The following is a 17012-nucleotide window of genomic DNA, read 5'->3' as shown; positions in this document are numbered from 1 at the left end:
ACGCACCCGGTTTTTAAGATGCCTTGACCAACACACCAGGCCACACGCTACACCATGCAGCGTTTCATCCAGACACGGAAGAAACGCTGCCAACGACAGACCCGTACCTTGTTCACGCTGGATTTTCGAATGGAGCCGCACCATGACACACGCTGCCTGCTGTACCTGGCCAACGCCAGTTTCCCAATCTACCTTTTCAAGGTGAACAGCATGAAAAAGTCCGTTATCTTCGCTGCTATCGTTCTCGTTTGCGCAGGTGCTGGTGCCTCTGCCCAATCCAATCCTTACAACGTACAAGGTGGAGACTCCATCGACGGTATGCACCGCCCCGGGTTTTGCGGAGGCTCTAACTCTTGAGAGAATGGAGCTATGAGCAAGAACAATGCAAACAAATTTTCCAGTTAATGTCCAACCCCGGCGGCGATCCGCCCTTTCTGCTGATCGTCACCCGTCTTCCCAAGCCCATCCGCGCCCGAGGCCCCGCCTACGAATTCAGCGCCAACAAGAACTGGCAACTGCGCAGCCACCATTACCTGACATTCCGCAGCAGTGCCTATGGCCAGCACTACAGCAACTACCGGGAATATTCGGACGACCACGTTTCCGTCCATACGGGCTACGCCTACCAGAGCGCGCGCGACACACTGGCCGGCCTGCTGGTCGGCGAGTTGCACCGCCAGGATGCCAGTACCGATTACCGCGTCTATGGCCTGCGCGGCGAATGGGGGCACAACTTCCTGCCGCGCGCCAACCTGAGCCTGCAGGCCGAACACAAGCTGCGCCGCTACACCGATCAGAACATCGCCCAGCGCATGGACGGCCGCCAGGCGTATGTCGGCCTGCAAGGCTATTACTCCTTCACCCCCAACACATTGCTATTTGGCGGCGTGGACTATACACGTTTCAAAACTGACAACAGCCCGACTGACAGCTACCGCCAGAAAGGCGCGCGCCTGGGTTTGTACCAGCAGTTCGGCAACAGTTTCAGCACCACCCTGATGGGCATGCAGCGCAACCGGCGCTTCGATGGACCGTTCCTGAGTGCAGAACACTACGACAAGGAACGCATTTATATCGCCACGCTCAAGGCCGATGCCCTGGTGCTGGCCGGCTTCACCCCAGTCCTGAGTTTCAAGCACACCCGCCTGCGCAGCTCCATCGACTGGATGCTCGACTACCACCAGAACGAAGTTTCCCTGAAATTCGAAAAACAATTCTGACCGTCATGATGACCCGCTTCCCCTTTCCCTGCCCCCCTGCTGCGCCCCGGCATCGCGCAAAAACCACCTGCTCGCTGCTGTCGCTGCTCCTGTGGGCTGGCCTGCAAACGACGCTGATGCAAGCGCAAGCTGCCAGCAGCGCCGCCCCGAGCCCAAGCTACCGCACCTTGGGTATTCTCAATACGACACAGCTGCCTGGCACCCAGCCCGGGCAGTTGCTCTACAGCCAGGGCAAGCTCTATGGCAGCGTGATAAACGGCGGCAAGGACGGCAAGGCCTTTTTGCAGCGCTGGGGGCGTCTCTTCGTCGGCACGGCAGCCCCCACAGCCGCCTTCCAGACGCTGGATGCCAGCGACATCCAGGGCCAGGATTTGGGCCGAGGCGCCATGCTGGAGTATGTCAGCCCTGCGACAGGGACGATCTATGGCTGGCGGCCCTATCAACGGCCACTGGACAATCAGCTGGAATGGAGCCGGCCGGAACAACGCAGCGCCATCCTGAAATGGGCACCCGGCCAACCGGCCCCTGACGTGCTGGCAGTCGATAATGCGCTGGAGTTTTCACCCCATTATCAAGTGGGTGGACTGGAACTTGGGGCGTTTGGCACAACCTGGGCAGAAGATTCCCAAGGAAATATTTACATCCCGGCATGGAACTCGGGCTTGTTCCAACTGAACGTGGAACAGAAAATTTCTCCCGTTTTTACGCCAGCACAATCAAAAGAAGTACCCAAAGTGCCAGATGCATCTTTGCCCCCCGTCGTGCCCAGCTATATCTGGTACTTTCCGGCAACTAACCCTACACGCTGCAGGGATACGCGCACCAGCCCAGCTACAAACATTGATTGCGCCCTATATTTTCCACCTGCAGGCTCCATCACAGTCACCTACGAATACTGGCCCAACGGCAGCAATACTCATGCAGTCGTCCACAGCTCAGACCATGGCGGGACGCTTTATGTGCTGGTGGGCGGGGGCAACACTTATACCGCCTTCAATTCTGAAACCGTTAACTCAGCAACAAAATGGGTAGGCACCTACCCCAACGCCAGCATCCCTGCGGATGACTCCGCGGGTGCCGCCATCCTGGCGGTGCGCACCTCGGACTTGAACGGCAGCGATGCACCGCCTGTTACCTTCCTGCAAAGCCTGGCGCGTGCACGTGATGGCCAGACAGTATTTGAATCCAGCGGATTGATAGTATCTGCCCCTAATGGCATGGTCGAAGTTGGCGACTATCTGTACGGCACGACAGATAAAGTACTTTGGCGCTACAACAAGGCCAAGGGCCCTGGCGGGACGATTGAACATGTCCATGTGTTCAATACCGCTGCGTCCGACAGCACCATCACGGGCGACCTGAACACGAACACCTTCCGCCCCTATGGCCCCATGGTTCTGGCCAAGGATGGCTGGCTCTACGGAACGGCGGCCAATCGTGTGGCCAACGCCAGAAATACGGAAACCGGCGAACTGGACAGTGTGACAGATTACGGTACCGTCTTCCGGGTCAAACCCGGCCATGCCACTACGGAAGAGGATGAGGCCAGTTTTGAAATCGTGCATCGCATGGCCATTCTGGCCGGCACGCACCCTATCGGCCTGAGCGCCGGCCCCGTTACCGTCCAGGCGGACGGCAGCCATATCCACACCCTGCTGGGCGCCAATCGTTGGGGGGGATACGCACAATGGGGCGGCGGTGACGATATCGACCCCAGCCGCTTTACACCCAGAAGCGAACGCGGCGGCGGTTCCTTCTTTGCCCTTGATCTCGTCATCCCGACCCTGCTGACGCTGAACCCGGCCAGCATCCAGGCCGGACAAAGCGCCGAACTCAGCTGGAACACGAACAGCCTGAGTTGCCAGGCCCGCAGCAGCGATGGCAGTTTTAACGGCGCGCAGGGCGTGTCGGGCAAGCTGCAACTGCAGCCGGCGCAGAATGGCCGCTATACCTACGAGCTGGACTGCCGTGACGCCCAAGGCCGTGTATATGGCGATGCCGTAAGCTTGCAGGTGGGCGACATCAAAGAAGAAACCCCTGGCGGCACCGACGATGACGGCGACAGCGGCTCGGGCGGCGGCCCGTTGGGCTGGCCGCTGGGATTGGCGCTGCTCACGCTGCTGGCGGCACGACCGGCTATGCGGCAGGCTCGCAAACCGTCGTCCACCCGTTGAGCTCGTATTCGGCGCGACAACGAGTGCCTGCCGTCAATCGGCATGCACTCGTTTCGGATCTCAGATTCAACAAAAGCGTGACGTTTCCGTCACGCCTGTCCTTGGCAGAAACAAGCCGGCCGCGCATGCTGTAGGGGTCATCAACCCGCCTGCTGTTTCCCATGTTGCCAGCCATTCCCCAGCAGGCCATGTGCCGGCCTGCCCGCTCACGCCGCAGCTGCCGGTCCGGCCAAACGCGCAATGCCGTGCACATGCCGGTTCCGCCGTTTTCCGATAGACCGGAAGCGGCATCGGCCCTGCTGCCGGCAAGTTCATCGCGTGCCGATTCGGACGGCCACTGGAAAGATGCCCTGGAAAGCTGGCTGCAACCCTGCACCGCGCTTTTCTGGCCGGAATTCCATGATTTGATCGACTGGCGAACGGCTCCGGTTTTCATGGACAAGGAGCTGCGCCGCATCGGCGGCAGTCTTTACCGCGACCGGCTTTATGTGGACAAGCTCGCGCAACTGCACACCCTGCACGGCCCGGTGCTGCTCTTAATGCACACGGAAATCCAGGCACGCCTGGAACGTGGTTTTCCCCTGCGCATGTTCCACTACTACTGCCGCCTGGCGGCGCGCTACCCCAGGCATGACATCGTGCAATTCGCCATCGTCACCAAGAGCAAGAATTCCAGAAAAATCCGTTGTCTTGAGCACTGTTATGCGCCGTTGAACGGCAATTTTCTGACCCTGCGCTACACCGCCCCAGTGATACATTTACAAGACTGGGTCGGGCAGGAACAAGCCTTGCGCGAACGTGCCCGGCAAAATCCTTTTGCCATGGTTCTGCTGGCGGAGCTACAGGCCGCATCCCCCTCCACCCCCGTGAACAAAAAACGGGAAAACAAACTTCAGCTTATACGCCAGCTCTATCAACTGGACTATTCAGAAACCGACATACGGCAGCTATTCCTGTTCATCGACCATGCCCTGCGCCTTCCCGCCGAACAGGAACCCGCTTTCACTCAATCGCTGGAACAACTTGAACAGGAGAAAAAAGTGGCCTATATCTCGAGCGTTGAACGCGTCTGGCTGCGGCGTGGCCTGGAACAGGGCTTGTCCCAAACGCTTGCAGCCCTGCTGCATCAGCGTTTCGGCCAGTTGCCTGCCGAGCTGCAACAGCGCCTGGATCAAGCCTCGCCAGAGCAACTGCGGCGTTGGCTGCTTTCCGTCATCCAGGCAGAGTCACCGCAAGCAGTGTTCAACAGCTAAAAGAGGCCTTCGCGCCGGTATCGGCTCAGCGCAAACGCAAGAGCAATGCACGACGCTCCGCATCCGGCTCGACCCGTACCGGCAGAACCAAGGGCAAGGCAGCCAGCAAGGCCTTGGGGTCATCCGCACGCAAACGTGCCGTCAAGCGTAATTGCCCGACACGCGGGTCTGCACTTTTCAAGGGCCTGGGCAAATAGGCATTGAGCGCCGGCAGCGCCTCCTGCAAGGGCGTGTTGTCGAACACCAGCCAGCCGTCACGCCAACTATCCTCTTGCCCGCCCGGCGTCACGGCGCCACGCGCCACCTTGGGAGGCTGCCCGTCATAAACCACCAGCCGGTCGCCGGCATACAAATCGACTTGCTGGCCGCGCCCCCACCCGTCCGGCCGCCAGCGTACATGCCCTTGGGACACGCTCACCTGCACGCTTTCGCCACGGTCGGAAATGGTGAAAACCGTGCCGACCACCTCGACCTCCCCGATACGCAAGGGCACAATGAAAGGACGCTGCGCATCAGGCGTCACGTCAAAGCGAACACGCCCGCGTTGCAGCGCGACTTCCCGTTTGCCGGGGTACATCTCCGCCAGCACTTCGCTGTCTGCATCCAGATAGAGCTGACTGCCATCCGGCAGTTCCAGCGCAAAGGTTTCAGCAATACGAGAACGATAACGACGGCTGAATTCTCGCTGGGACTGTTGCCACGCCCATGCTGCAGCAACACCCAGCACACCGGCTGTTGCCAGGGCCAGAAATTTTCGCCGCCCTGGCTGCGCCAGCACCGCAGCGAACATCAAGCCTGGCGGTGCCGAATGGCGTGAGGGCGGTTCGGAAAATTGGTCCCGCATATCGGGACCCAGCCGGCCCAGCATATTCCAGCGGCGCAAGGCTTCCGCATGCGCCAGCGCATGCCGTTCCGAACGGGCCACCCACACGCGCAGCGCCTGCTGCGCTGCCTGAGCCTCTTCATCGGGAGCGACGGCCGCCGTGGCAATCAAACGCAAGGCATGCGCAATCATGCGCTCCGACGGCGGCGATGGCCGCTTACCAGCCGGGCTCATGCCGGACTCCGCCCAATCAGGCAGGTAAAAGCGTCAGTGCCATAGCCATAGCCAGCGCTGTACCGGGAGCAACAACAGGGCGGACAGGAATTCTGCAGGTTCGTCATTATCCAGTGCCTAGCATTCCGGCCCGGCAAGCTCCCGTAACTCCGCCAGTGCAGTGGCGCAATCCAGCGTGGCGCGCACGACATGTTTGGCTACCGCCGCTTCCGTGATGGCCAAGCGCTCGGCAATCTCCGTGCGTGAATAGCCATAGACGCGGAACAGGATATAGACATCCCGACGGCGCCCTGGCAGGCTTTCCAGCTTGGCCACGACTTTTTCCATCAGCTGGCGATACATGACGATGGTCTCCGCGGAAGGCGCGTGGCAAGGCAGCGCTTCCGCTGCAGCCAGGCTGGCTTCCAGATAATCCTGTTGATGTTTGCGTTGCCTGATGAAGTCAATGACGATGTTGTGCGCCGTGTGAAACAACAGCGCCTGCGGCGACTCGATGGCCGCCGCGCCTTCGCGCATCATCTTGGCATAGACTTTTTCAAAGCTATGCTGCGCAATGTCATCAGCAGTATGCGGATCCCTCAGCTCGCGCGTCAGGTGCCTGCACAGTTTGCTGTAGCAGGCCAGCAATTCTTCCACGAGGTTGTTCATCTGGTGCCCACGATACGCCAGTACCGCCAGGAGAAAAATGGATGGAGCGGCAGAAAACCTGCAGTTGCCGGCATACGCTGCCGAACTGGCCGACGATATGCCAGCAGAGTTCAGATCGCGCCAAGACTTATGATAATCATTATCATATCATGTGAAAGCATCGCTGATTTTGCGATATTTCTCAACCTATTTCTAGCACACCGGCCATCCCCCCACTGGTGGTCAGGGCTTGCGTTCCCCGTCCTCCGGCACATAGATCATGCGTCCATCATCAAGCCGGTACGTCACGCCGGCACGCATGCCCTGGCCTTCCCCCATCTGGCCGGAAGACTCGTAGCGCTCCAGTTCCTGCCCGTTCTTGATCGTAATGCGCATATCGGCTTCCCCCGGGTTTTCGACCACGATGACCTTGTCATTGGCGTAGGGGTTGAGCGGATTGCTCGCAATCACGACCATCAAGACGCCAATCACCACCAGAAACAGGTCTATCAGATTGACGACTGACAGGATGGGATCATCCGCTTCGTCAGATTCCAGGAAACGCATTCATTGCTCCTTGTCCTGGCCGGCACCTGCAACGCCCCCTGGACGCCCCACCCCGTGCGCATTCAACGCCATGCTTTTTTCTATGGCCCGCAATTCCTCCAGCAGCCAGCGGCGGCGAATCGTGAGCACGAAAAAAGCAATGCTGGCACCCGCCAGCGCCAGAATGACCGCCGCGAACGACACCACCATGTTCTGCCCGACTGCCGCCGTATCGCCATTGCTCAGGGCCAGCAGGGCCGGCCCCATGGGAATCATGGTAGCAATCAGGCCCAGCATCGGCGCCACGCGTGACACCATGCGCAGCCATTCCAGGCGTTTCATGATCCACAACTCCATGTCGTCTGTCGCCCAGTTCTCGGGCTGCGCCAACCAGAGACGACGCAGCAAGGACTGATGCTTGCCGCGCCAGCGGGCCAGGCACTCGGCGCCGAATCCCCCCAGGGCATACAAGGCATAGGCCAGCGTGGCAAGAATCAGGATCAACACCGGCCATAGCAATACCCGAGAGAGTTCATACAGGCCTGTTTCCAGGCTATGTGCACCTATCATTTCCTTCCGTTTCCTTTTTTCATTCCTGAAGCGGCTCGCTGGCCGGATGCGGCATAACGCGGTTCAGTCACGGCCATGGCCCGCTGATTGACCCACCAGTATCGGCCGCCTCCCGCCGCCAACAGCAGCAGCACCAACCATGCCAGCCAAGCATGCAGGGCAGGATTCTCATCCTCTGCTGCATCGTCCTGCCGCCGCAGCTCCTGACCGGCAACGGTTTCCATCGGTCTCTCGGCTGCCGCCTGATTCGTCTGTGGCGCTGCGGGATCCCAGGCCTCCTGCGGGGTGGGGGGCGCGGCCGGCGGTGCCTGGGCGGCCACCGTCTCCGGCCGCAGGCTGGCGCTGGCCTGCAAGCCAAACCCGGCCACCATGGCATCCAGGTACTCACGTGTCACCGCCGCGCTGGCCTGCACCTGAAAATCACGCTGCAAGGCCTGCCAGCGCTGCGCCATTTGCTGACGCGTCTCCGCAGGGGCATCCCAATATCCCTTGCGCACCGCTTCTGCCATGCGTTCGAGCATCTGCGCCTGCGCATGGGGATTGTCGCGTTCGAACCAGGCCTGCATGCCCAGTTCGCGCGTATCCGCCACATAGGTATCGAACATGGCCTGCCACTGATCCGCGCGCACCGTCGAGGCGTCGGTGGCTTGCCAGCCATACAGGTTATTGGTCGCTTCCAGCACCGACAGCGTGCCGGCATAGCCTTCAGCCTGCATGCCCTGGATCCAGGCCGGGTTGAGATAACGCACCCGCATCTCATCCGACAGGAAACGTTGCAGGCTGGTAGTGCGGGGTTTGCCTTGACGCAAATCCGACACCAGCAAATCTGGCGCTGCGCCATCCAGCTGGCGGATAGCAGCCGACAATCCCCCCATGAACTCAAAGGGATGATCTGTCGATAGCACGCCATGCAAATGGGAAGACCGCGACATCACTACTGCCTGCACGCCACTGAGCTGCGTTTCCAGCAACTGTGTACCGCCAGAGTTGTCGCCCCAAACGCTTGCACCATAGGCATACTGGCTGCTCTTCAGAAACTGCGTGGCCAAGGCTGCGTCGTCTTCCCAGGCATCGGCCTGCAGCGTCAGGTGCGGCACACCTGTGCCATAGGCACCCGGCGCATTCCCGAAAATACGCAGTTGCGCGCCCTGCCGCGCCTGCTCCGGCCGGGCGCCGGCATCCCGCAGCATTTTTTCGGCCAGGCGCGAATTGATCGCGACATTGTTCCCGGGCTCATCCTGTTGGGCCAGGCGTTCGATGGCTTCGGCCAGCAGCCGCATGAACCCGTCAAACTGATCCCGATAGACGCCTGTTACCTGCACCACCACATCCACGCGCGGGCGGCCCAGTTCACTGGCAGGAATGATATCCAAAGCCTCTACCCTGCCGCCGCGCCCCCAGACCGGCCGTAACCCCAAGGCATGCAAGACCTGCGCTTCCGTCACGCCCAGATGGCGGATAGCCTCCGATGACCACAGGCTGAAGGCCAGTTTGCGCGGCGCGGCGCCGGCATGGCTATCGGCATACGCCTGCAGCAATTGTGCATAGGCAATACCGCCCGCTTCATACGCGGCAGGGCTGGGAATACGGTCTGCCTCGAAAGCGTACAAATTGCGGCCGCTGGCGATATCCGGGTTGCGCAATGGGTCGCCCCCAGCGCCCGGCAACACAAAGCGGCCCGCCAGCCCTGCCAGCAACGATTCGATCTCCTGGGTATCCGCCAGGGACTGATCCAGTTGCCGGGCCCTCGCCAGCTGCTCGCGCAATGCCGGAGACAAGGCGGCCTCCGCCCCCATCTCCTGGCCTGCTGACTGCTCCTGGGCGCCAGCACGCAAATAGGTCTGCAACCATTGATAGGGCCGGGCGTCTTGCCAGGTATCTGCCGCGCCCTGCGCGGCGACCGGCAGGCCCGCCCGCCCGGCCGCCGCCTGCCCCTCCTGGGCAACAACAACTGGAGGGCTGACGGTATGGTCCTGGGCGAACCATTCATCATCCACCATGCCCAGCGCCTGATAGAACGGCTCGCCCAGTTGCTGCATAACCGTCAGCAGCCTGTGCGCCGGCGCCGCCGGCTCACCGAAGGTATGCAGGCCCAAGGGCATGGCAGCGCGCGCCAGTTCATGCAAATGATCATGCAGTTGCTGCACGAAATCCGCAAAACGCAGGCGCGCATCCGCGATGTCCCACCCCAGGTCAGCCAGCATATGATTGGCCTGGGCGGCCTCCAGCACTTTGTCTCGCGCCACCGACTGCGCCGCGCCTTCGTCCAGTTGCTGATACTCATGAATCAGCTGGTGCAGATCGGCCAGCGTGTCATATAGGCCCGCCGGCGCGAAGGGTGGCGTCTGATGACTGATCGTCACGGCACGGCCTCGACGTTTGGCCTGCATGGCCTCGCCGACGTTATCCTGCAAATAGGGATAGAACACCGGTACATCCCCGACCGCCAGGAAAGGGAAATCGCTTGCGGACAGGCCTCTATCTTTTCCCGGCAGCCACTCCTGCGTTCCGTGGGTACCCATATGGATGAGGGCATGCACGCCAAGTTGCTGGCGCAAGTAGAGATAGGCGGCCAGGTATAGATGATCCGGCGCGCTGGCGGTATCGTGATAGTGCTGGCCCATCTCCGCCGCACGGGGCATTTGCGGCATGACCGTAAGATTGCCCAATTGCAGGCGCGGGATCACGAACACGGGCTCGCCACCGATCTCGCGCACCGCCCAGTGCTTGCCTGGATCCCCCCAGTGGGACAGTGCCTCGCGCTGTGCGCTGGGCAGACGGCGCAGCCACTGCCGATACGCCTGCACCGGATAGGCGGCTGCCAAATCATGCTCTAGCAGTGTTTCCAGCGGCACCTGGCGATACAGGGCCGCCAGCATCTCTTGCGCCTGCCGAATCAACGCAGCTTCTTCCGGCACACTGACCTGATACCCGGCCGCGGCCAGCCCATGCGCCAGCGCCACCATGCTGCGTGGCAGATTCAGATGCGATGCCGCCAGGTTCTTCTCGCCTTGCGGATAATTCCAGAACAGCAAGGCCAGCTTCTTGTCTGCCGCTGCTATCTGACGCAATGCGACCAGCCCCTGCAGCTTGCCGATCAAGGCATCGGCCTGCTCTGGCAACAATTGCTGCTCCCCCTGCACCGAGGTACGCAGCACAATCGGATCCATCATGCCCCACCCTTCCGGGCCCGCCAGGAAAATCGCCAGCGTACGGGGCGGCATACCGCTGCTTGCCTGCTCCCACCCCGCTTCTCCCTGTTCCTGACGGAACACGGTGGTTTGCAAGACAGGAATATCCAGCGCCTGAAAATCGGCGCTGCGCGCCTTGCCGTCCTGCAAATGCCCCAGATTCACCAGCACATCCACCCGCCCCTGGCCCAGCACTTCCGGTAATGTCTCATGTGATGCGTCGAACCAGAACACCACGGGGGTCAAGCCCGCCGCTTCCGTTTTGCTGACCAGCACATCCAGGGCATCCGTCTGCAAGTCACCCAGCGCTCCCGCATGGGTCAGAAACGCCACCACGCCGCTGCGCGGCTGCCAGCGTGCTGCCCCCCAGGCCAGATAATCGCTCAAGGACGAAAAAATTCGTGTGGAGGCTGGGTGATAAAAGCCGGTTGCCGGCAATGGCACGACAGCCGGCAACACTTCCGGGCTTGTCCCCTGCAGCACAGCCTGGGCATAACGAAAAAAAGACCGGAAATTGGACTCACCGCCAGCTGCGTAGTAAGCCGCCAAATGACGCGCCACCGCCTCATCCAGTCCGGCATGCCCAGGCGCCCCTCCTCCGACCGCCAGCCACGCCCGGCCTGGCTGCCGCAACCCCTCCGCCAGCGCAGCCTCGACCTGCGCGCGATCCGCCGGACGGGGAGTATCCAGCACCGTCAAGGCAGCGCCCTCCAGCCAGCGGCCGGCATGTGCAGACGCCACTTCCACATTGATATGCTCCAACCGCAGGCCTGCATCTTCAGCCAGCCTCTGCAAGCGCTCAAACTTGCCTTTGGGCACGAAGCTGTTCGTGATCACCCGCAACACAGGCAAGGCCGCTGGCGTGCCCTCCTGCCCTGTGACAGCCGGCGCCTGCACAATGCCCTTGGCCTGGCGACCCGCGTCATGCGCGGATTCCGCCCGAACGACAGGCCCGCCCAACAGCCACATCGCCAACCCCGCCAATAGCAGTCCTGCGGCCCATAGGCACAGGCGGGAATAGCTGCGGCCCCCACCCATGCCGCCTGATTTTTCAAGGTGCATGATGAGATCAGAACCTTGCATTCATGCCGAGGTAATAACGCCGGCCTTCATCTGCCAGGGAGTAGCGAGTAGCGTCCTCAGCCGCCAGCCTGCGATCACCCAGGTTTTCCACCCCTGCCTGCAAAGTCAGAGACCGATTGATGGCGTAATCTGCATACAACGACCACAGTGCATAACCGGGGCGCTCCACAGGCGTCGTGCCGCCAGAGTTGTATTGCCTGCCTGTCAGCTCTGCCCGCACCCTGGCTGTCCAGGCAGGCACGGGGGTCCAGGCGAGATCGACAGCTCCGCTATGGCGCGGCCGGTCCGCCAGCGTTTCGTCCGTCTCGCGATTCTTCGGGTCCAGCCACATATAGTTGGCATCCAGGCGCAACTGCCAAGGCAAGTCCACGCCGCCCCCCAGTTCCACCCCACGAATGCGTGCCCGGGCGACATTCTGGTAGTACAGGCAGGTCCTGCCCTTGACATCACAACTGGCGGCACGCTGGGTTTCGATCAGGTTCTTCACCTCATTCTGGAAAAACATGGCGTTGGCCTGCCAGCCACTGCCCTCATACTCCAGCCCGGCTTCAAAAGACACATTGGTTTCCGGCTGCAGATCCGGATTGCCACGGATAATGCCGCGCCCGCCCATGGCAGCGTATGACTCATATTCAGGAGACAACTGTTTCAAGGTCGGGGCCTTGAACCCTTTGCCCACGCCCCCCTTGAAGGTCAAGGCCTCATTCAGGTGGTACAGCACATAGGCACGCGGGCTGGCTTCACGGCCGAACTCCTCATGCCAATCCAGGCGCCCGCCCAGCACGACTTCCCACTGCTGCCCCAGGCGCCACTCGTCCTGCAACAGCGCGGCATAATGCTGCATGGACAAGCGGCCCGCCCGGTTGACGGTCGGATCCTCCAGCTTCTCGCGGCGTACCGTCCCGCCGAAGGTCAAGGTATGGCCCGCCCAAGGCGCCAGCCTGGTAGTGGCATCCGCCACCGTATCGACAAAACGGTTCGGGCCACTTGCCGTGCCGCCATCGCTGCGCCAATTCTCCCGATACAGGCTGGAACGATATACCTTCACATCGGTGCTGCCCCAACGCCAGCCGCCACGATGCCCAACCGAGTATTGCCGCCGCCGCACGGTGTCATCAGATTCGTAAGGCACTGCCACAGTACCGCGCACGCCATCACGCTCCTCATTACCCGCACCTGCACTGAGGTCAATACGCTGGCGACTCTCCGGCGTCCAGCTCAATGCCACATTACCGCTGCGCGAAACATTCCGATCCAGCAGGCTCAAACCAAGATTTTTCTCATCCTCCAGCGCGTGACGGCGCAGATATTCGCCCCAGACACTCAGCCCCAGCACCCCTTGCACCAATGGGCCGCCCGCGTACACGCCAGTCTTGAACTGTGCACCGCCCGCATCATGGCCGGGCTTCAGATAATAGGAAGACAGCGAGCCCTGCCACTCGTCCGTCGCCGTCCGTGTAATGACATTCACCACGCCGCCCAGGGCCTCGGAACCGTACAAAGACGACAGCGGACCGCGCACCACCTCCACCCTTTCGATCGCCTCCGTCGACACCCAGCCCAACTCATAATCCGAATGTGAAATCCCGGAAGAAGACGCGCTGATACGTTTGCCATCCATCAGGAACAAGGTATGGGCCGGATCCATGCCGCGTATCGAAATTGCCCGCCGTCCCAGGCCGGCGCTCTGAATATTGATGCCTTCCGTCCCGCGCAAGGCATCCGCCATATCCAGCACCGGCCGTTCGCGCAGTGCGGCGCCATCAACAACCGTCACGCTGGCGGGAACATCCGCCAGGTTCCGCTCGCCTGCTGTGGCTGTCACAACCACCGGCGCCAAGGCCGCCACCTGTCCCTGTGCTGCGGCCTGCCCCGGGTTTGCCAGCAAAACCCCTGCTGCGGCCACCTGCAACCAGGACAGACGCGCCGCCTTGATTTCCCATGGAAGGAATCCAGGAGACTGGCACTGCCCCCGGCCCGGCCCCGTTGAAATCAGCAAGCATCCACTGCCCGGTGGCAATGAACTGGGCAGGAAAGCGCGGCAAAGCATGGAAAACCCCGTCGGACATAAGCAAGCCACCCCGATGGCAGCCCACAAAAATCGGAATGATATAACAAAACAAATAAATTGAAATGATATATCAGTACTACTCTGGTGGTTTTAGAAGATGGCCCGGAAGACTCTGCCGCCCGCCCGCCTGCCAAGGCCTCACCCGTTCCTCCACCAAAGAGGGTGCCAGCGGCCCAGGGTGATCAATAACTAAGCAAAAAACAGGCAAAATCCGAGCGAAAAAAACAAAAATCTGTCTTTTTATGGAAAAAGACAAAAAAGACTTGCACACACCCAGAAAAATGGGCTATATTTAATTCTTCAGACGCGGGGTGGAGCAGTCTGGCAGCTCGTCGGGCTCATAACCCGAAGGTCGTAGGTTCAAATCCTGCCCCCGCAACCAATCGTAGAAACAGCCTCATGCGAAAGCATCGAGGCTGTTTCTTTATCCAGGGTCACCCAAACATGGCCCTCGGCATCGGCACTCATCACCGGGTTGCCCAATATCTCCCTCAGCAGTTCCCTCGCGTGATCCACATCGGTCACCAACACCTGAACCAGGTTATCCAGCAGCGTGCGGTACCGCGCCACGATGTCGGACATATCTCGCACACCTGCCTCTGCCTCGGCGTTCTGCTCCGGTTCTGATTGCAACGCGGCAAGCTCCGCTTCTGCAACCCGCAGCCGCCCCGCCAGCGCTGGCGAGATCCCCACCTGGACAATGGCATCCGTCAGCCAGCCGATTTCGGTCTGCACGGATGTAATGACCCAGCGGAACCTGCTCAACTTATGCGGCTAAAGCGTAGGTTTGAACCGGGGTTTTCATATTCAGCGCCTGATGAGGTCGCCGGTGGTTGTAAAAGCGTATCCAGTCGCTGATCACGCGGCTGGCATGCTGCAAGGTTTCGAAGCGATGACGATGCGCGCATTGCTCTTTCAGTGTGCGGATGACTCGCTCGACCATGCCGTTCTGCTGTGGGCAGTGCGGCGTGATGAACTCCTGGCGCAGCCCATAGCTGCGCACCAATGCGGTGTAGCTTCGGGAGGTGAATACCAGGCCGTTGTCGGATCGAAGCAGGAACGGTGCCGGCACTCGCCCCAGCGTCCCGAACCGAGCGATCAGGGCGTGTTCCAAGGCGCTCCCCGCCGTGCAGGCCTTACCGCTGCGCGACAGGTGCCAGCCCAACAGTTCGCGGGTATGGCAGTCGATCACCAGCGCCAGCGTGGCCCAGCCGTCCCGGCCTGCCCAGATACGGCACAGGTCTGTAGACCAACGTTCGTTCGGCGTTGTGGCCGCTGAAGGCAATGCCTGGATCCGTGGCCTGAAGCCAATCGGACGCTTGCGAACCTGCCAGCCTTTGATCTGGAAGATGCGCTGCACGGTGTTCTTGTTGAACCCCAGCAGCCAAGCCACCGTCCGGTAGCCAAACGACGGCGACTCTTCGATCATGGCCTTGATCGGCTCAACGTACTTCGCATCGACTTTAGGTGGTGACTTCACAGCCCGGTAATACACCGTGCGACGCGGCACGCCAAACCAACGGCACAGCTTTGAGAGCGACACCTCGAACCCTTCGGCAGCCAGGCCCTGCTGCACGCGAAGGATCATTTCCCTTCCTCGTCCAACAGGGCTTGCAGCTTTTTTCGGGCACGCAACTCCAACATCGCTTCGCCGTACGCTTCCTGCAGATCTTTCAGCTGGCGCTCGTACTGTTCCTTGATGTCCAACGGGTTGGCACGCAAGGCGTTCTCCATCCCCCGCTTGGCATCATCGACCCACTGTTCGACCTCAGACGGCGACAGATCGTATTGCCGGCTCGCTTCCGATACCGTGGCTTTGCCTTGGATGATGTCCAGTACCAGCGCGCTCTTGCGCTTCGCTGTCCACCGTTTGATGTCTTCTTCCATCGTCTTGCTCATGTCTTCTTTCCTCGATTATGACCTGAGCAGGTTTTCACTGGGTCAATACATCACCTCCCAACAGGAACTCCTCGCACGGGCACCTTCACACCACCCTCCGAAAATATAACTTATCTCAAAAAACCCAGACCCGATGACTTCCAACCCGCCTCACGCCCCCATATTCTTTCATATCTGAACCAATGGGAATATGTTCTTTACCAAATAAAAAGGCGCTCACATCAGGAGCGCCTTTTTATTTACAATAATGGACTAGAAGAGTAAAAACCACAAACCAACACAAAAAACCAGTCCAATTTAATTTATTTCTTAAAAAGCCCTTTAATGAATTTTGTAGCAAACGTAGCCGCTGCGGAGACAATCAAATCTTTATTCTCCTCCCATAGATCACCACACCACTCTTTTATCGCTTCCCAAACCCCTTTCTCAGCTTTTGCATTTATCCCCTCCGTTTTAACCTCTTCTTTCGCCTCTCGCGCAAAAGAATATTTTTTCTCATTTGGTAAAATATCAACAATAAGAGAAACCAGCCCAGTCAGATTATATTTTTCCTCTACCGACACCGGAATAATAATATCAGTCGAAACATCAAAGGCCTTAGCAACATCACCGATTTTTCTCTGAACATTGGCCTCCTTCTCTTGCCCAGGCCTCTCATGAACCTCATCCCAATCTCTTAACGGAGGCAACTTATCAACCTGATTAACAACAAAAACCACAGGACATTTTTTTAGATTTGGTTTCAGTATTTCAAGATATGCCTTCTGAGAAACCGCGTAGGCCCTATCATCAGCCTTAATAACCCAGATCACCAAATCGAGGGTCGGAGCCAAGCTTTTATATAACTGAAAATATTCCTCATCTCTTTCTGTCGTCTCCCCCACTCCGGGCACATCAATCAAGACTATACCCGGCTCACTTCCAGAAGATTTAAGCTGTATCTCCTGAGGGGAACGCGTGCAAGCTGCAACATCGCTAATTTTAGCTACATCCGAGCCAAAAATAGCATTACATAGAGAAGACTTACCAACGCCTGTGACACCAAAAACGCCTACCCTCGGAACGTACCCCTTTATCTTCTTGGCTCGTTTTTCTATTAATTTTCTAATAGCATCGGAAGAAATTGACTTTTTTCCTATGAATTTTATTTCATCCTCAGACCACTCTTCCACACCATTACAATTCGGACATGTCACTTCCAGATCACCTCTATCATGAGGAACCCTGAATTTTGTCCCACAGGACGAACACTTAAGCACTGACTTATTTTCTTTGGATTGTTCCACCTAAACCTCAGCTCTATTTTTTGATTGCCAATAAA

13 protein-coding genes and 1 tRNA gene are annotated in these 17012 nt (G+C 59.5%); 4 read left to right on the top strand and 10 right to left on the bottom strand.

Annotated elements, in window-relative coordinates:
• Nucleotides 1-404 precede the first annotated feature (404 nt).
• The 3 genes from ACNA1V_RS03940 (at nt 405) to ACNA1V_RS03930 (ending at nt 4647) form a co-directional block, all read left to right on the top strand.
• Nucleotides 405-1220 carry a surface lipoprotein assembly modifier gene (locus tag ACNA1V_RS03940; RefSeq protein ID WP_415832280.1) on the top strand — a complete coding sequence of 272 codons (816 nt, stop codon included), beginning with the start codon at nt 405-407 and terminating at the stop codon, nt 1218-1220.
• Between the two features lie 116 nt (nt 1221-1336).
• On the top strand, nt 1337-3394 hold the full coding sequence (locus ACNA1V_RS03935) for a hypothetical protein (protein WP_415832279.1): 2058 nt from the start codon (nt 1337-1339) through the stop codon (nt 3392-3394).
• A gap of 251 nt (nt 3395-3645) precedes the next feature.
• Nucleotides 3646-4647: an RpnC/YadD family protein gene (locus tag ACNA1V_RS03930; RefSeq protein WP_415832278.1), complete on the top strand. Its 1002-nt coding sequence runs from the start codon at nt 3646-3648 to the stop codon at nt 4645-4647.
• A gap of 25 nt (nt 4648-4672) precedes the next feature.
• On the opposite strand, the gene ACNA1V_RS03925 is transcribed toward ACNA1V_RS03930, so the two are convergent.
• From ACNA1V_RS03925 to ACNA1V_RS03900, 6 genes are all read right to left on the bottom strand, one after another.
• Nucleotides 4673-5704, bottom strand: coding sequence for a FecR family protein (locus ACNA1V_RS03925; RefSeq protein ID WP_415832277.1), 1032 nt, complete (start codon nt 5702-5704; stop codon nt 4673-4675).
• Nucleotides 5705-5821: 117 nt separating this feature from the next.
• The gene (locus tag ACNA1V_RS03920; protein ID WP_415832276.1) at nt 5822-6352 is read right to left on the bottom strand and encodes an RNA polymerase sigma factor; all 531 of its coding nucleotides are present in this window, start codon (nt 6350-6352) and stop codon (nt 5822-5824) included.
• Between the two features lie 222 nt (nt 6353-6574).
• Nucleotides 6575-6898, bottom strand: a complete 324-nt coding sequence (locus ACNA1V_RS03915) for a DUF2149 domain-containing protein (RefSeq protein ID WP_415832275.1) — start codon at nt 6896-6898, stop codon at nt 6575-6577.
• Nucleotides 6899-7447 (bottom strand): MotA/TolQ/ExbB proton channel family protein, encoded by a 549-nt coding sequence (locus ACNA1V_RS03910; protein ID WP_415832274.1) that lies wholly within the window; start codon nt 7445-7447, stop codon nt 6899-6901.
• The gene (locus ACNA1V_RS03905) at nt 7444-11700 is read right to left on the bottom strand and encodes a cobaltochelatase subunit CobN (RefSeq protein WP_415832273.1); all 4257 of its coding nucleotides are present in this window, start codon (nt 11698-11700) and stop codon (nt 7444-7446) included. Before ACNA1V_RS03905 ends, ACNA1V_RS03910 begins: the two co-directional genes overlap by 4 nt.
• Nucleotides 11701-11707: 7 nt before the next feature.
• Nucleotides 11708-13609 carry a TonB-dependent receptor domain-containing protein gene (locus tag ACNA1V_RS03900; RefSeq protein ID WP_415832272.1) on the bottom strand — a complete coding sequence of 634 codons (1902 nt, stop codon included), beginning with the start codon at nt 13607-13609 and terminating at the stop codon, nt 11708-11710.
• A 488-nt stretch (nt 13610-14097) separates the two neighbouring features.
• On the opposite strand from ACNA1V_RS03900, the gene ACNA1V_RS03895 reads away from it, so the two are divergent.
• Nucleotides 14098-14174: transfer RNA gene (locus ACNA1V_RS03895), tRNA-Met, on the top strand.
• Here the strand turns inward: ACNA1V_RS03895 and ACNA1V_RS03890 are convergent.
• The 4 genes from ACNA1V_RS03890 to ACNA1V_RS03875 form a co-directional block, all read right to left on the bottom strand.
• Nucleotides 14153-14527 (bottom strand): hypothetical protein, encoded by a 375-nt coding sequence (locus tag ACNA1V_RS03890; RefSeq protein ID WP_415832271.1) that lies wholly within the window; start codon nt 14525-14527, stop codon nt 14153-14155. The genes ACNA1V_RS03895 and ACNA1V_RS03890 overlap by 22 nt on opposite strands.
• A gap of 31 nt (nt 14528-14558) precedes the next feature.
• Nucleotides 14559-15380 (bottom strand): IS3 family transposase, encoded by an 822-nt coding sequence (locus ACNA1V_RS03885; RefSeq protein WP_415832270.1) that lies wholly within the window; start codon nt 15378-15380, stop codon nt 14559-14561.
• Complete coding sequence (locus tag ACNA1V_RS03880) at nt 15377-15691, bottom strand: DUF1153 domain-containing protein (protein ID WP_257741263.1); 315 nt, start codon at nt 15689-15691, stop codon at nt 15377-15379. Before ACNA1V_RS03880 ends, ACNA1V_RS03885 begins: the two co-directional genes overlap by 4 nt.
• Nucleotides 15692-15993: 302 nt before the next feature.
• A complete protein-coding gene (locus ACNA1V_RS03875; RefSeq protein ID WP_415832269.1) occupies nt 15994-16977 on the bottom strand; it encodes a GTPase family protein in 984 nt (327 codons plus the stop codon).
• Between the last annotated feature and the right edge of the window lie 35 nt (nt 16978-17012).

The organism is Kerstersia similis (assembly GCF_965139615.1).
Classification (GTDB): domain Bacteria; phylum Pseudomonadota; class Gammaproteobacteria; order Burkholderiales; family Burkholderiaceae_B; genus Kerstersia; species Kerstersia similis.
This window is presented reverse-complemented; position numbering and strand designations above follow the sequence as displayed.

What these genes read in the sequence shown, in the direction of transcription:
- ACNA1V_RS03940 (WP_415832280.1), top strand. Translation starts at nt 405, where the DNA reads ATGTCCAACCCCGGCGGCGATCCGCCCTTTCTGCTGATCGTCACCCGT.
- ACNA1V_RS03930 (WP_415832278.1), top strand. Translation starts at nt 3,646, where the DNA reads ATGCCGGTTCCGCCGTTTTCCGATAGACCGGAAGCGGCATCGGCCCTG.
- ACNA1V_RS03920 (WP_415832276.1), bottom strand. Translation starts at nt 6,352, where the DNA reads ATGAACAACCTCGTGGAAGAATTGCTGGCCTGCTACAGCAAACTGTGC.
- ACNA1V_RS03915 (WP_415832275.1), bottom strand. Translation starts at nt 6,898, where the DNA reads ATGCGTTTCCTGGAATCTGACGAAGCGGATGATCCCATCCTGTCAGTC.
- ACNA1V_RS03910 (WP_415832274.1), bottom strand. Translation starts at nt 7,447, where the DNA reads ATGATAGGTGCACATAGCCTGGAAACAGGCCTGTATGAACTCTCTCGG.
- ACNA1V_RS03880 (WP_257741263.1), bottom strand. Translation starts at nt 15,691, where the DNA reads ATGAGCAAGACGATGGAAGAAGACATCAAACGGTGGACAGCGAAGCGC.
- ACNA1V_RS03935 (WP_415832279.1), top strand. Translation starts at nt 1,337, where the DNA reads ATGCAAGCGCAAGCTGCCAGCAGCGCCGCCCCGAGCCCAAGCTACCGC.
- ACNA1V_RS03925 (WP_415832277.1), bottom strand. Translation starts at nt 5,704, where the DNA reads ATGAGCCCGGCTGGTAAGCGGCCATCGCCGCCGTCGGAGCGCATGATT.
- ACNA1V_RS03885 (WP_415832270.1), bottom strand. Translation starts at nt 15,380, where the DNA reads ATGATCCTTCGCGTGCAGCAGGGCCTGGCTGCCGAAGGGTTCGAGGTG.
- ACNA1V_RS03905 (WP_415832273.1), bottom strand. Translation starts at nt 11,700, where the DNA reads ATGCACCTTGAAAAATCAGGCGGCATGGGTGGGGGCCGCAGCTATTCC.